Source organism: Bifidobacterium sp. MSTE12 (assembly GCF_000513015.1).
Taxonomy (GTDB): Bacteria; Actinomycetota; Actinomycetes; order Actinomycetales; family Bifidobacteriaceae; genus Bifidobacterium; species Bifidobacterium dentium.
Genome location: NZ_AZYA01000008.1, coordinates 36091 through 51278, shown reverse-complemented (window position 1 = coordinate 51278; position 15188 = coordinate 36091). Strand labels below are relative to the sequence as shown.

General features: G+C 60.5%; 13 protein-coding genes and 2 pseudogenes. 10 read left to right on the top strand and 5 right to left on the bottom strand.

Going from position 1 to position 15188, the window contains the following annotated elements; genetic code table 11:
• Positions 1 to 162: 162 nt before the first annotated feature.
• Entirely contained in the window at positions 163 to 585 is a 423-nt protein-coding gene (locus HMPREF1494_RS02865) for a MerR family transcriptional regulator (protein WP_003837551.1), read from the bottom strand.
• Positions 586 to 741: 156 nt separating this feature from the next.
• Here HMPREF1494_RS02865 and HMPREF1494_RS02860 point away from each other — a divergent pair, with 156 nt between their 5' ends.
• On the top strand, positions 742 to 1752 hold the full coding sequence (locus tag HMPREF1494_RS02860; protein WP_033489133.1) for an aldo/keto reductase: 1011 nt from the start codon (positions 742 to 744) through the stop codon (positions 1750 to 1752).
• Positions 1753 to 1899: 147 nt separating this feature from the next.
• On the opposite strand, the gene HMPREF1494_RS02855 is transcribed toward HMPREF1494_RS02860, so the two are convergent.
• Entirely contained in the window at positions 1900 to 2220 is a 321-nt protein-coding gene (locus HMPREF1494_RS02855; protein WP_003837555.1) for a DUF3039 domain-containing protein, read from the bottom strand.
• A 164-nt stretch (positions 2221 to 2384) separates the two neighbouring features.
• Between HMPREF1494_RS02855 and coaD the strand changes: the two genes are divergently transcribed.
• From coaD to ilvN, 7 genes are all read left to right on the top strand, one after another.
• The gene (coaD, locus tag HMPREF1494_RS02850; protein WP_003837556.1) at positions 2385 to 2879 is read left to right on the top strand and encodes a pantetheine-phosphate adenylyltransferase; all 495 of its coding nucleotides are present in this window, start codon (positions 2385 to 2387) and stop codon (positions 2877 to 2879) included.
• Complete coding sequence (locus tag HMPREF1494_RS02845; protein WP_003837557.1) at positions 2876 to 3619, top strand: hypothetical protein; 744 nt, start codon at positions 2876 to 2878, stop codon at positions 3617 to 3619. The genes coaD and HMPREF1494_RS02845 overlap by 4 nt, the downstream gene beginning before the upstream one ends.
• Positions 3620 to 3621: 2 nt before the next feature.
• Entirely contained in the window at positions 3622 to 4242 is a 621-nt protein-coding gene (locus HMPREF1494_RS02840) for a YceD family protein (protein WP_034519321.1), read from the top strand.
• A gap of 85 nt (positions 4243 to 4327) precedes the next feature.
• A complete protein-coding gene (gene rpmF, locus HMPREF1494_RS02835) occupies positions 4328 to 4522 on the top strand; it encodes a 50S ribosomal protein L32 (RefSeq protein WP_003837559.1) in 195 nt (64 codons plus the stop codon).
• Between the two features lie 448 nt (positions 4523 to 4970).
• Complete coding sequence (gene rnc / locus HMPREF1494_RS02830; protein WP_171843695.1) at positions 4971 to 5660, top strand: ribonuclease III; 690 nt, start codon at positions 4971 to 4973, stop codon at positions 5658 to 5660.
• 277 nt (positions 5661 to 5937) lie between these two features.
• Entirely contained in the window at positions 5938 to 7803 is a 1866-nt protein-coding gene (locus HMPREF1494_RS02825) for an acetolactate synthase large subunit (protein ID WP_012901850.1), read from the top strand.
• Positions 7804 to 7830: 27 nt separating this feature from the next.
• Positions 7831 to 8385: an acetolactate synthase small subunit gene (ilvN, locus tag HMPREF1494_RS02820; protein ID WP_003837563.1), complete on the top strand. Its 555-nt coding sequence runs from the start codon at positions 7831 to 7833 to the stop codon at positions 8383 to 8385.
• A 131-nt stretch (positions 8386 to 8516) separates the two neighbouring features.
• On the opposite strand, the pseudogene HMPREF1494_RS11945 reads toward ilvN, so the two are convergent.
• The 3 genes and pseudogenes from HMPREF1494_RS11945 to HMPREF1494_RS02810 form a co-directional block, all read right to left on the bottom strand.
• Positions 8517 to 9554: pseudogene (locus HMPREF1494_RS11945) on the bottom strand (ATP-binding cassette domain-containing protein); the annotation flags it as partial.
• A 123-nt stretch (positions 9555 to 9677) separates the two neighbouring features.
• A pseudogene (locus tag HMPREF1494_RS11940) lies at positions 9678 to 10739 on the bottom strand (ABC-F family ATP-binding cassette domain-containing protein); the annotation flags it as partial.
• A 217-nt stretch (positions 10740 to 10956) separates the two neighbouring features.
• Complete coding sequence (locus tag HMPREF1494_RS02810; RefSeq protein ID WP_003837565.1) at positions 10957 to 11685, bottom strand: type 1 glutamine amidotransferase; 729 nt, start codon at positions 11683 to 11685, stop codon at positions 10957 to 10959.
• 127 nt (positions 11686 to 11812) lie between these two features.
• On the opposite strand from HMPREF1494_RS02810, the gene cysS reads away from it, so the two are divergent.
• Complete coding sequence (gene cysS, locus HMPREF1494_RS02805; RefSeq protein WP_034519340.1) at positions 11813 to 13456, top strand: cysteine--tRNA ligase; 1644 nt, start codon at positions 11813 to 11815, stop codon at positions 13454 to 13456.
• Positions 13457 to 13516: 60 nt separating this feature from the next.
• Entirely contained in the window at positions 13517 to 15160 is a 1644-nt protein-coding gene (ffh, locus tag HMPREF1494_RS02800) for a signal recognition particle protein (protein ID WP_003837567.1), read from the top strand.
• The last annotated feature ends 28 nt before the right edge of the window (positions 15161 to 15188 follow it).

Genomic DNA, 15188 nt, shown 5'->3' with positions numbered 1-15188 from the left:
AACCACTCACCGTCGGTAGATTGAGCAACCACCCAATCCACCGACGCTCACAACCACTCACCGTCGGTAGATTGAGCAACCACCCAATCCACCGACGCTCACGGCCACTCAGCGTCGGTGGATTGAGGAAGTGCCTATAACTGCCGACGGTGAGAAGAGGCGTTACCGGAAGTCCTTGCCGTCGTAATCGGCCCAATCCGGGGGTTGCGTACCATTCTCATAACTGCTCTGCAGATCCTTGTACAGATGCAGCTTGCGCAACACGTGCATATACGCCTCCTCCAACGAGGCACGCTGTTCGACGATAACGTCACGGCGATTCTCCAACAGCTCCACCATGTCCGAAATATGCGTACGTTCGTCGCCTTCATAGGCGAAGAACCGCTTGAGCTCGTCGATACTCATGCCCGCATGCTTGAAGCAGGCGATCGCCTCCAGCCGCCCGATATGCTCGTCGCCATAGACACGACGCCCCGCATCGTCGCGGCCGACGTCGGTCAGCAATCCCTGATCTTCGTAGTACCGCAACGTGGACGGCTGCATGCCAAACTTCCTCGCCATCTCGCGAATCGTGTACGAGCCCATCTCCCCTCCTCAAATCCTTTTCCTGAGATTCCCTCATGGCAGAAGGTGCATCACCTGCCACGATTTGCGTTCAAGTTTACTTGAGGTGCGACGATGGATTCAACGGCGCCGCGCAACGCATCGCGGCGAACAGCCCCGTTTTTTCAAGGAGGAACCTTGCTCGAACCAACCACCGTCTACACGCCATCGCCTGCACGCTATGACAGCATGACCTACAACCACGTGGGCGCAAGCGGCCTGAAACTGCCGGCCGTCTCCCTCGGCTTCTGGCACAACTTCGGCGACATCACCCCATACGACACCATGCGGCAGATCGTGTTCACCGCATTCGACAACGGCGTGACCCACTTCGATCTGGCCAACAACTACGGCCCGGAACCCGGCTCAGCCGAAAAGAACTGCGGACGACTGCTGCACGAATATTTCCACCATCACCGCGACGAACTCATCATCAGCACCAAGGCCGGCTACGAGATGTGGCTCGGCCCTTACGGCGACCTCGGAAGCCGCAAATACCTGCTCGCCTCGCTCGACCAAAGCCTCGAACGCCTCGGTCTCGACTACGTGGACATCTTCTACCATCACCACATGGATTCACACACTCCGCTCGAAGAGACCATGGGCGCACTGGCCACCGCGGTACACAGCGGCAAGGCGCTCTACGTGGGCCTGTCCAACTACGACGGCCCGACGCTCGAACAGGCCACCGCCATCCTGGACGAATTGCATGTGCCGTTCATCATCAACCAAAACCGCTACAACATCTTCGACCGCACCGTGGAACGCAACGGATTGAAGGAGACCGCACATCGCCTCGGCAAGGGCCTGATCACCTTCTCACCGCTCGATCAAGGATTGCTGACCGACCGATATTTGAACGGGATTCCGGCCGATAGCAGAATCGCGCACGATGGGCGGTTCCTGCAGGAGAATGCCCTGACCCCGGCAAAGCTGCAGCAGATTCGCGACCTGAACGGTCTGGCCGCCGAACGCGGGCAGACGCTCGCGGAGATGGCACTCGCATGGCTGCTGCATGACGGCATGGTGACTTCGGTACTGGTCGGCGCCTCCCGCCCGCAACAGTTGCTCGACAATATCGGCGCGCTGCGGAACATCACGTTCACCGACGAGGAGCTACGTCGCATCGACGAAATCTCGTCACGCTGATCTGCCACATCGACTCGGCATAACACGGGATTCACGCATACGGGGGCTCACGCAAGACTGCGCGAACCCCCGTATATGTCCTCCGCATGCGCCCGCTTTTGCCCGCTTTCACGGAACCTCTGCGGATCCGCCGACGCCATAGGCTCGTCAGAAGGAGGAATTCATCATCTCGTCATAGATGCGCTTGCAATCAGGACACACCGGATACTGGGAAGGATCACGCTTAGGCACCCACACCTTGCCGCACAGCGCCACGACCGGGCGACCGGTGAGCTTCGATTCCTGGATGCGGTCGCGCGACACGTAATGCGCGAAACGGTCGGCATCACCGTTGCCGCCGTCATCAAGCTGCGTCTTTTCCTCCGGACGCTCCAGCACCGCAGTGCCGGTGCCCGCATCCGGGTCGGAAAGCGGCGAAACCGGGTCGGCGTCATCATAGACGCCATCAACAATCGCATGCCAAGCCATGGTGTGCTCCGTCCTTACAAAACCTCGGCAGCGGACTCCGCAGCCGGAATCCCATGCAATACGCTGCCATCAACTGTCCTCTATCATAACCTCGTAAACCACGCACCGTTCATATATAAAGGAGATGCTCAGCTTCTTCGCCCGCGCGCGGTACCCTTAAGACTATGACGATTGCAGTATGTCCCGGGTCGTACGACCCCGTCACCGCCGGCCATCTGGACGTTATCGAGCGGTGCGCGCATTTCTTCGACGAAGTGCATGTGGTGGTCGCGGTGAACGCGGCGAAAACACCGATGTTTTCGGAAGACACTCGTGTCGATATCATCCGCCAGGCGCTGAAAGAGCGCGGTTGCCGCAATATCAAGGTCGCTTCGACCACCGGGCTGATCACCGACTACTGTAAGCGGGTCGGAGCCACGGTCATCGTCAAGGGACTGCGTCAGAACGGCGACTATGAGGCCGAACTGGGCATGGCCTTGGTCAATCGCAAGCTCGCCGACGTGGAGACGCTGTTCCTGCCGGCCGCGCCGGATCTGGAACATATCTCCAGTTCCATCGTCAAGGACGTGGCGCGTCACGGCGGCGACGTCACCGGCATGGTGCCGGATTGCGTGATTCCGCTGCTTGGCGAGGCGCTGAAGAACGAAAAGAGAGCATGATGACAGACGAAACGCAACCCTATGACGTTGCGCAGGCCGATGATGACGACCAGACTTCGCAGCAGCCGGTGCAGGCCGCTTCCGTAGCCGCACGGACCTCCGGCAAGCCGTCCTTCTCGATGTCGGATCTGCCGGATTTGCGCGAGACCCTCGATCCGGACGCTTCCGCCGAGGGCCCGACCGGACACAGTCGTGAGGAGTTCACGACGGTGTACGACATCATCGACAATATGGAGGCCGCATTGACGGAGGCCAAACCAAGCCTGTTCGCTCCCAGCGTGGTCAAGGTGGATCGTGAGATGTTCACCGACCAGCTCGATCAGCTCAAGAAGATGCTTCCGGTACAGCTCGAGCGCGCATCGGCGCTGATGCGCGAGGCCGAACGTCGGTTGGAGAGCGCGCAGACGCAGGCGAATGCGATCGTGGCCTCCGCGCAGTCGCGAGCGGCCGATACGGTACGTGAGGCGAATGAGCAGGCGCAGTTCCTGGCCGGGCAAGAGAACGTCACCGAAATCGCACGGCGGAAGGCGCGTGATATTCTCGACCAGGCGCAGGCGAAGGCGGATCATCTCACGCAGGGCGCCGACAAGTACTGTTCCACGGTGATGGAGTCGCTGCAGCAGCAGCTCGGCAAGCTTGACCATGATGTTCAAGCGGGATTGCGGGTGCTGTACGACCGCCAGCGCGAGGCCGGCGAGCACCTGCCCCACCTTGAATCGAACGACTATCCGGAAGGCTGAATATGGCACGTATCGAAGACTCCCCTTGGGCGGTTTCCGTGGCGCAGGTGGCATCCCGCGCAGGTCAGAGCAAACCGCTCGACGCGATGTTCCCCGCTCCCAGCGGCATCGGCGATGAAATCGTCGGCGTTGACGAGAGTGCGGATGTGCAGGTCGTCGGCTCCTTCGATTCGATCGTCGACGGTCTGATTCTTTCGGCGCGCATCAGCGCACCGGTACATGCGGAGTGCACTCGTTGCCTGAAGCCGATTCAGCGCAACTGGGACGTGAACGTCACCGCCTTCTTCCCCTATGAAGACAAAACCGCCGTCAAGGGCGGCAAGAATGGCGCCAAGGCCTCCGAGGAGGAAGTCGACATCGTTGCGGGCGAAGACGAGTCCGAAGACACCTATCCGCTGCTCGAAGGCGGTTCATGGGCCGATTTGGAGGCGCTGCTGCGCGATACCCTGGTGGAGGAGCTGCCTCTGCAACCGCTCTGCAAGCCGGATTGCAAGGGACTGTGCTCGCAGTGTGGCATCGATCTGAACGAGCAGCCCGATCATCATCATGATGTGACCGATATCCGTTTCGCCGCGCTGGAAGGACTCAAGGCCCGTCTCGAGGGTACCGCCGATGGCGAATGATGCTCGATTTGGCGTTTGTACGGAGCTCACGTTAAGATACTGAACGCTTAAGCTCATATCGTTCGAACGAAATAGAGGAAACACCATGGCACTGCCTAAGTACAAGACCTCGCGCGCGAATACTCATTCCCGCCGCGCAAACTGGAAGGCCAAGGCCGCCCAGACCGTTACCTGCCCGAACTGCGGCGCCCCGGCGCTGCCGCACATGGCTTGCCCGAGCTGCGGCTCCTTCCGCGGCCGTGTGTACCGCGAGGCCGTCCGCTCCATTCACACCAAGTGAGTGTTGCCGACTAACGGTATATAGCATTGAAACCCTGCCATCGACGGGTGGCAGGGTTTTTGCTATTTGGGGCAGTGCGATTCGGTCCGCGATCCTCCGGTCCCCCATCTCGCTAGACTTGACCATGGTGCGGATCGGCGGAATCAACCTCCGCTCGACGATTATGCACGAATTCGTTGTTTGCGTAGCAATGAGACCAGGTGACTGGTCGCCTCGCCACGTGCGCAACGGCTGATTAACGAAGGAAGCAATCATGGCTCACCATCAGACCGGAACCAAGAACTCCACATCCAAGAACCCCCGGACGCCTGAAGCGTCCAAGACGTCCAAGGCCATACGGCCAACAGCGGTCAAGGGGAAGACGGCACCTGCCGACCCAACCGCCGCGTCTACGGGGAATACACGGGAGAGGACCCATATCTCCACCTCCATCACGACGGAAGGCGAGATGACCGCCAACGTGCTGCTGGAAGCACTCGGCACCACACTCGCCCCCGAGCTGCTGGTCGAGGCGCTCACCCACCGCTCCTTCTCACACGAGCATCCAGGCGCGAAGAACTACGAACGCCTGGAGTTCCTCGGCGATGCCGTACTTGAACTCGTCTCCACGGAAACGCTGTATGCGGCCCATCCCGACATGACGGAAGGCCAGCTCGCCAAGATGCGCGCCAAAGCCGTTTCCGAAGAGTCGTTAAGCCACATCGCCCGCGAGAAGCTGCATGTCGGCCCGTACATCCTGCTCGGCAACGGCGAGGCGGAACAGCATGGCGCGGAGAAGAGTTCCATTCTCTGCGACATCGTCGAATCGCTGATCGGCGCGACGTTCATTCAGCACGGTATCGATGAGGCGCGAAAAGTCGTGCACCATCTGGTTGATGACACTTTGGCCGAAGTCGCCACCGAAGGCCCGGCATTGGATTGGAAGACCTCGCTGACCGTCAAGGCCCATGACATGGGATTGGGCGAGCCGTATTACCGGATGTCGGTTTCCGGCCCGGAATACGCGCAGGTTTTCACCGCGAAAGCCATGCTCGAAGGCTCCGACGAGGTGATTGGCATCGGCAAGGGCTCCAGCAAGCGCAAGGCTCAGCTTGCCGCCGCCGAGGCCGGCTGGAAGGCTTTGAACAATCGCCACTGACCATGCTCATCGGCGAAGGGATGGCAGTGAACTCAGTAGACTACGCCGATGGCTTATACCACGCCCCTTCGCAACACGCCAGCATGTGGGCCGTTGCGGCTTTTCGCCGCTGTCAGCCGTTAGCATAGACTGATTACTAGCGAAGGAATTTGCACAGCCCAGTCGCCACAAGCGATTACGCCGCATTCCGAAAAGGGGCTTCGACACCCGGCGCTCACCGACGCGCCCGCACACGAAGCCCAGCGAGAAGATTCCACGAACGAGCATGAGAGGGAACATGGTGTTACCTACGCCTCTGCAGGCATTCAGCGGCATGCCCAAGGCATCCGCCAACACTGAAAAGCAGACCATTGTCGACGGCGAGAAGATGACCGGCGCCGAAGCGCTGGTTCGTTCGCTGGAGGATCTGGGAGTTCAGGACGTTTTCGGCATTCCGGGCGGTGCGATTCTGCCGGTCTACCATGCGATCAAGGACGATACGAAATTCCGATTCGTACTGATGCGCCACGAGCAGGCCGCAGGCCATGCCGCCGAAGGCTATGCCGTGGCGACCGGCCGTGTGGGCGTGTGCATCGTGACCTCCGGCCCGGGCGCCACGAACATGATCACCCCGATCGCCGATGCGAACATGGACTCCATTCCGTTGGTCGTGATCACCGGGCAGGTGGGCGTGAACGCGATTGGCACGGACGCCTTCCAGGAGGCCGATATCGTCGGAGCCACCTATCCGGTGGTCAAGCATTCCTACCTCGTCACGCGCGCGCAGGATATTCCGCGCGTGCTTGCCGAAGCGCACTACATCGCACGCTCCGGTCGCCCCGGCCCGGTGGTGGTGGACATCACCAAGACCGCACAGACCGGTGACATGTACTACTCCTGGCCGCAGCGCATGATTCTGCCCGGCTACAATCCGACCACCAAGGCTCACGGCCGCGTGCTGTCCGATGCTGCCAAACTGTTCGAGCAGTCCTACCGCCCGGTGCTGTATGTAGGCGGCGGTGCGGTGCGTTCCGACGCGGGCGAGCTCGTCAAAGAGCTGGCCGAGATCACCGATGCACCGATCGTCACCACGCTGCCGGCACGCGGCATCGTGCCGGATTCCGATCCGAAGGTGCTCGGCATGCTCGGCATGCACGGTACCATCGCCGCAACCGGCGCAGTGCAGCGTTGCGATCTGCTGGTCGCAATCGGCGCACGTTTCGACGATCGCGTCACCGGCAAGCTCGATGCTTTCGCACCGGGCGCGCGCGTCATCCATATTGACATCGATCCGGCGGAAATCGGCAAGAACCGTCAACCGGACGTGCCAATCGTAGGCGATGTGGCGACCGTGCTCAAGGATCTCATCCCGGAAATCAAGCGCGAGCAGGCCATGCACGGCAAGCCGGACATAAGTCACTGGTGGGAAGTCATCAACAAGTGGGTCGAAGACTATCCGATCAAGTGGGAGCAGCCCACCGACGGCTCACTCGCCCCGCAATGGGTCGTCAAGCAGCTGTCCGTTATGGCCGACCCCGACACCATCTGGGTTTCCGGCGTGGGCCAGCATCAGATGTGGGCCACCCAAATCATCGAATTCGACAAGCCGCACTCCTGGATCTCCTCCGGAGGACTTGGCACGATGGGCTTCGGCCTACCCGCGGCCATCGGTGCACGCGTCGGCTCCGCACGCGAGTTCGCCGACAAGAAGCCGGTGTGGCTGATCGACGGCGACGGCTCCTTCCAGATGACCTCCGAAGAGCTGGCCACCGCGTTCCTCGACCGCACTCCGATCAAGATCGCCCTGCTGAACAACTCCGTATACGGCATGGTGCGCCAATGGCAGACCCTGTTCTACGAGCATCACTATTCCGCCACGAATCTGCTGGATGGCGAAAACACGCCTGACATCATGGACGTGCCGGACTTCGTGAAACTCGCCGAGGCGTATGGTTGCGTCGGAATGCGCGCATTCACCGAGGAAGAGGCCATCGAATGCATCAAGAAGGCCAACGCGATCAACGACCGACCGGTACTCATCGACTTCCGTGTGTGGAAGGATGCCATGGTATGGCCGATGGTCGCCGCCGGCGCCTCCAACGACGACGTGACCTACATGCCGGGTATCAAGCCGCTGCAGCGAGCCGCGGCCGAGAACGAGTGAATGAGTAAGCGGAAGGAAGGTCCAATCATGGCAAACTATCCTGCATCCCAGCCGGGTTCCAAGCGGCATACGCTGTCCGTGCTCGTGGAGAACCGTCCGGGCGTGCTGGCGCGTATCGCCGGCCTGTTCGCCCGCCGTGCGTTCAACATCAACTCGCTGTCCGTCTCCCCTACCGAACGTCCGGACATCTCTCGCGTAACCGTTACGGCCGACGTGGAGGAGGTGCCGCTCGAGCAGATCATCAAGCAGCTCAACAAGCTGCTGCATGTGCTGAAGATCGTGGATCTCGATCCGAACACCACCGTGGAGCGCGAGCTGGTGCTCATCAAGGTGGCCGCCGATGAGTCCAACCGTTCCGACGTGCTGGAAATCGTACGCCTGTTCCGCGTACGCGTGGTCGACGTGAACCCTGAGTCGCTGACCATCGAGGCTACCGGTGCCGAAGGTAAGATCGACGCACTGCTTGGTCTGCTGGAACATTACGGCATCATCGAGCTGGTCCGTTCCGGCGCGGTGGCCGTGACCCGCGGTCCGAAAGCGCTGAGCGAGAAGGTGCTCGGTTCCGAGATCACCGGTCGCTAATCGGCGTCTGAGTTACATCGAAACACGATGAAGGGCGGTGCCTGCGATTCATCTCGCAGGCACCGCCCTTCATCGTCCTCAGCATCCGACGGCAACGCTGCCATCCATGTTCTGGGTCTATGTTCTTGGGCCTACTCGAGCTGTTCAGAGAGCTCCATCCACTCCATTTCGAGGGATTCGGATTCGTCTGCAACGGCCTGCAACTGCCCGTTGATCTTGCCTAGGCCTTCGTAATCGCTCGGATCATGTTCGGCCATCTGCGATTCCAACTCGGCTTTCCGCTCTTCCAGTTTGGCCAGCTTGCGTTCGATTGCGGCAACGCGCTTGGATGCCTCATGGAATGCCTTGCCGGTGAGTTTTGCCGAATCAGCGGCTGGACTGCCGGCCGAATCGCCGATTGCGCCGGTCGCCATACCAGCGGAAGCCGTAGCCGAGCCGACGTCTGCATGAGAATCGCCGGTATTGCCGTTCCTGCGTCCCTTGTCTGCAGACTTCTCATCGGCGAACGGATTCTTACCGTTCTTGATGGCTTCGGTCATATCAAGATAATCCTGCACACCACCAGGCAGATGACGCACCTTACCGCCGATCAGCGCATACTGCTGGTCGGTGACGCGCTCCAGCAGATAGCGGTCGTGGGAGACCACAATCAACGTGCCCGGCCAAGTGTCGAGCAGGTCCTCCATCACAGCGAGCATGTCGGTGTCGAGATCGTTGCCGGGCTCGTCCATGATGAGCACGTTCGGCTCGTCGAGCAGGATGAGCAGCAGCTGCATGCGGCGCTTCTGCCCGCCCGACAGGTCTTTGATCGGCGTCATGAGCTGCGCGGATTCGAAGCCGAGACGCTCCATCATCTGCCCCGGCGTGGTTTCTTTGCCGTCCACGATGTAGCTCGGCTTGTAGCGGCTCAGCACTTCCTTGATCTTGTATTTGCCGAGTTTCTCCAGTTCGTCGAGTCTCTGCGACAGCACCGCGAATTTCACGGTCTTGCCGATGTTCACATGACCGGCGGTTGGAGTGATCGTGCCGTCAAGAATCTTCAGCAGCGTCGATTTGCCGGCACCGTTCGCGCCGACGATGCCGAATCGGTCGCCGGGGCCGATCAGCCATGTCACGTCATCGAGGATCTTACGACCGGTGACGGTGATCTTCTGCGCGGCGGACGTCACTTGCGGCGCGGAATCGTCAGGCTCCGCACCGTCTTGCGATGGAACCGCAGCCGTCTGCTCAGCTGTTGTCCCGGCCGATTTTCCAACCGACCTTCCGGCTGCTTCAACGGCCTGTTGCGCGGCCGGAACGCCGGCATCTACCAGTCGCGGGTCGGTCAAATCGTCGACGGCGACTTCCACACTGCCGTGCACCTGCGGTTCGGCGTACATGGCCGGCACCACATCCACACGGGAAGCCGAGGCTTCCATTTCCGCCACATCGGGGTCGATGTCGGACTCGCCGTTGACATGCTCGAAAATCTGCGTCACATCGATCAGATCGACCACCTGCTTGCCTAGGCGGGAAGTCGCCATCTGCTTCAGTTCGAGCGTATTGCGCACTGGCGGCACGTCGGCGATGAGTTCGCGTGCGGCCTTCACGTGGAACTTCTGCTTGGTGGAACGGGCGCGGGCACCGCGGGTCAGCCAAGCGAGTTCCTTGCGGGCCAGATTACGGCGCTTCGTCTCACGCACGTCAGCCTGACGGTCACGTTCCACTCGCTGCAACATGTAGGCGGAATAGCCGCCCTCGAACGGTTCGATCACGCCGTCATGCACTTCCCACATCGATTCGCACACTTCGTCGAGGAACCAGCGGTCGTGGGTGACGAGCAGCAATGCGCCGGCGCCGGCGGACCAACGATTCTTCAGATGTTCGGCGAGCCAGTGAATCGTCACGACGTCCAAATGGTTGGTGGGCTCGTCGAGGGCGAGAATATCCCAATCCTTAAGCAACAGGCGGGCAAGGTCGGCGCGACGGCGCTGGCCGCCGGACAACGAGCCGATCCGCGCGTCCAGGCTGATGCCGCCGAGCAACGCCTCGACGATCTCACGTGATTTCGTTTCAGCGGCCCATTCGTAATCCTCACGACCCTCCAGCGCGGCTTCGCGCACGGTGGCGTCGTCATCGAGCGGATCGCGCTGATCAAGCATGCCGAACGTGAGACCGTTACGTTTGGTCACTCGACCGGAATCCGGTTCCTGCGTACCCTTGAACAGGTGTAGTAGCGTGGATTTGCCATCGCCGTTCTTGCCGACGATGCCGATGCGGTCACCTTCGAAAACACCTTGCGTCACATCGGTGAAAATCGTTTTCGTGGCGAAGGCGAGCGATACGTGTTCAAGTCCCAAATCATAAGTCGGCATAATCCACCAATGTAGCGGGAACGGCGGAACATGGAGGATTACCGGAACAATCCCCTTCCTCAATCTACCGACACTCACGGCCCCTCACCGTCGGTAGATTGCGAAGCATCCCAAACCACCGACGGAAATGACCTCCTCACCGTCGGTAGATTGGGGAGCATCCCAAACTACCGACGGAAATGACCTCCTCAGCGTCGGTAGTTTGAGGAGGGGCAGTTCAGCCCTGCAATGACTGCGCGTATGAATTGCATCGGGCAGCGAATCCGGAGAAAACCTGATCGGCAAGAGGCTGCAGTTGCGGATTGCATTCGACGTACGCCTCGCGCAGCTTCGATTTCGATCCGCCGGCGGCTTTCAGATCCTTGACCATACCCGGCTCGTCGAGCCACTCCTCCAGCAGGGTCGGCGTGACTTCCAAGTGAAATTGCAATCCGAGCGCGGAGCCGAATCGGAACGCCTGGTTCTTTGTCTTCTCACTGCGTGCCAGTGGCTGTGCGCCTTCGGGAAGCGTCACCACGTCGTTATGCCAATGCAGCACATCCACCGTCTTGTTCCACATCGAGAAGAAATCGTGTTTATCCACACGCTTGATCGGTGCAAAACCGATTTCCGGAGCATCCCCGCTTTTCAGTTTCGCTCCAAGCGCGGTCGCGATGATCTGGTGCCCCAGACATACGCCCAGCACGGGCTTGCCGACGCTGACCGCGGCACGCGTCAGTTTGGCTTCAGCCTTCAGCCCCGGATACTTGTCGTAGTCGAGCGCACCCATCGGTCCGCCCATGAGCACCACTCCAGCCACCTCGTCGAAATCAGGGAATTCCGGCTTCTTTTCCTTGGCCACATTCATGATCTGGTATGACAACCCCAAGTCATCCAAGCCATCCAAAATGCGTCCCGGTTTCTCCCACGGGACGTGCTGCAGAATCAACACCTGTGATTGCGTCATGCAACCATTGTTACATCACCCACGTAAACAACATTCACAAATTCGACAAATCAGCTACAATCGTTTTCCACTTAGCCTGCGGATTCCATGCATCAGTATGTCCGATTCTGGCAATACTCTCGTGGGTATGACGAACACGCAAGAACCGCAGAATACCAACACTTCCGGCGTTGCCGGCACAGTCCAAACGGTGGCTGGCGCCGCAACCGGACTGAAGCTGTACGACACCGCCTCGCACACGGTGTCAAGTTTCGTGCCGCTCAAACCCGGCCAGGTCGGTATCTACGTGTGTGGCGCCACGGTGCAGAGCTCACCGCATATCGGCCATATCCGCGCCGCCGTCGCATTCGACGTGGTACGTCGCTGGTTCCAGCGTCTCGGCTACAAGGTCACATTCGTGCGCAACGTCACCGATATCGACGACAAGATTCTCGACAAGGCGGCCGCCGCAGGTCAGCAATGGTGGGAACGTGCCTACATCTACGAACGCGAGTTCACTGAAGCATACGATACGCTCGGCGTCGAGCCGCCGACCTACGAACCTCGCGCCACCGGCCACATGATCGACATGATCGACCTTATTCGGAAGATCATCGACAACGGCCACGGTTATGTGGTGACCGACGAGAACGGCAATCCGACCGGCAACGTCTACTTCGACGTGGCCAGCTGGCCGCATTATGGCGAACTGACGCATCAGAAACAAACCGCCGTCTCCGATGATGCATCCAAGATCACCGACGCGATGGGACCGTCCGTCGACAATGCCGGCGACGACAAATACAACCCGATCGACCCGGCCGACATGTCGCCCGACAAGCATGATCCGCGCGATTTCGCGTTGTGGAAGGCCCCGAAGGATTCCGATCCGCTCGACGCCCGTTGGAACACACCGTTCGGTACGGGTCGTCCAGGCTGGCATATCGAATGCTCCGCGATGAGCCATCGCTATCTGAAGGACATGTTCGACATTCACGGCGGCGGCCTCGATCTGCGATTCCCGCACCACGAGAACGAGATGGCGCAGACGCGCGCCGCCGGTTACGATTCGGCCGCCCGTTGGATGCATTCCGCTTGGGTCACCGCAAAAGGCGAAAAGATGAGCAAATCGCTCGGCAACGGCCTGTCCGTTCCGGCGGTTCTGGCGGAAAATTCCGCCTGGGTGGTGCGTTACGCACTTGGTTCCGTACAGTACCGTTCCATGCTGGAATGGTCCGATCAGACGCTGGCCGAAGCGCAGTCCGCCTACGATCGCGTGGCGAATTTCATCGAACGCGCCGGCGCCGCCGTCGGCGAACAGCCGTCCCATGATGAGATCGCCGCGATTTCCGCGGATGCACTGCCGGCCGATTTCGTTGCCGCAATGAATGACGACATCAACGTTTCCGGTGCGACCGCTGCGATTTTCACGGCGATCCGTTCCGGCAACACGTTGCTGTCGAAACTGGCCGACCGCACCGATTCGGATGCCGCCAAAGCCGAAGTGCGCGAAGCACTCGTGAATGTGCGTGCGATGCTCGATACGTTGGGATTGGATCCGCTGGCCGAACCATGGGTGAATGGCGGCGTTGCAGGAGGCGCGGCTGGCGCTGCCGCCGATTCCGCCGAGCATGCGGCGCTCGACAAGCTCGTTTCCGAGCAGTTGGCCGAGCGCGCCGAAGCTCGCAAATCCAAGGATTTCGCCCGAGCCGACGCGATTCGCAACGCACTGAACGCGGCAGGCATCGCCATCGAAGACGGTCCGCAGGGCTCCACTTGGTCGCTGCAGTAGTCGTCCAATCGTCCATCGCATAGTCATCTATCCGAGCAAACGGCTAGACTGGGGAACATTATGGCAGCATTTAGTTCTTTGACAGACAGGCTCTCGAATGCCTTCAAGCATCTGAAGAGCAAAGGCAAGCTTTCCGAGGCCGATATCGACGGTACGATCCGTGAGATTCGCCGCGCGCTGCTCGACGCCGATGTGGCGCTCGACGTGGTGCGTTCCTTTACCGGCCGTATCCGCGAGCGTGCGCTCGGCACTGAGGTTTCGCAGGCGCTGAATCCGGCGCAGCAGGTCGTGAAGATCGTCAACGAAGAGCTCACTGACGTGCTCGGCGCCGGCGTGGATCGTCCGCTGAACTTCGCGAAGAATCCGCCGACGATCATCATGCTCGCAGGCCTTCAGGGCGCCGGTAAGACGACGCTCGCCGGCAAGCTGGGCTATTGGCTGAAGGATTCCGGCCATACCCCGCTGCTTGTCGCGGCCGATCTGCAACGTCCGAACGCGGTGACGCAGTTGCAGGTGGTCGGCGAGCGCGCCGGCGTACCGGTGTATGCGCCGGAAAAGGGTGTGCAGTCCGCCGGCGGTGAGGCCGTTGCCTCTCCGGGCCTGACCACCGGAGACCCGGTGAAGGTGGCCCGCGATTCCGTGGCGTTCGCCAGGCAGAAGCTGTATGACACGGTCATCATCGATACCGCAGGCCGTCTCGGTGTTGATGAGGAACTGATGAGGCAGGCCCGCGATATCCGCGATGCCGTGCAACCGAATGAGATCCTGTTCGTCATCGACGCGATGATCGGTCAGGATGCCGTGCAGACGGCGAAGGCGTTCGACGAAGGCGTGGACTTCACCGGCGTGGTGCTTTCCAAGCTTGATGGCGATGCTCGTGGCGGTGCCGCGCTTTCCGTCGCATCCGTTACCGGCAAGCCGATCCTGTTCGCTTCGACGGGCGAAGGATTGAAGGATTTCGAAGTCTTCCACCCGGATCGCATGGCTTCCCGCATCCTCGACATGGGCGATATCCTCACCCTGATCGAGCAGGCGCAGAAGCAGTTCGATGAGGAGGAGGCCCGTAAGGCCGCCGTGAAGATTTCCGACGGCTCCTTCGGTCTTGACGATTTCCTCGACCAGCTGCAGCAGGTGCGCAAGCTCGGCCCGATGAAGAATCTGCTCGGCATGATTCCTGGCATGGCCGCGCACCGTAAGGAACTTGAACAGTTCGATGAGAAGGAGATCGACCGTACCGAAGCCATCATCCGTTCGATGACTCCGGCGGAGCGACGCGATCCTTCGATTATCGACGGTTCCCGTCGCGCCCGTATCGCCTACGGTTCCGGCGTGACCGTCTCGCAGGTCAATGCGCTGTTGCAACGTTTCGAGCAGGCCTCGAAGATGATGCGCCGCATGAGCAACAAAGCCGGTGCTGGCATGCCCGGTTTCGGCGGCCCGTCCATGGGTGGCGGCAAGGGCAAGAGCAAGAAGGGTAAGAAGAAGGGTTCCAAGTCCGGCAATCCGATGAAGCGCGAGGCTGAGGAGAAAGCATTGCGGGACAAGCTCGCCGGCAAGAACTCCGGCGGCAAGTCGAGTGGCTCCGCTTTCGCCAAGAAACCGCAGAATCCGGCGCTTCCGGCTGGTTTGCAAGATGTGATGGGCGATTCGGGCACGGAGTTGCCGCCGAACTTCGGCGGCGGTCTGTCCGGTCTGCTGCACTGACCCGTTCCGACTGCAGGATCGCCCGCCT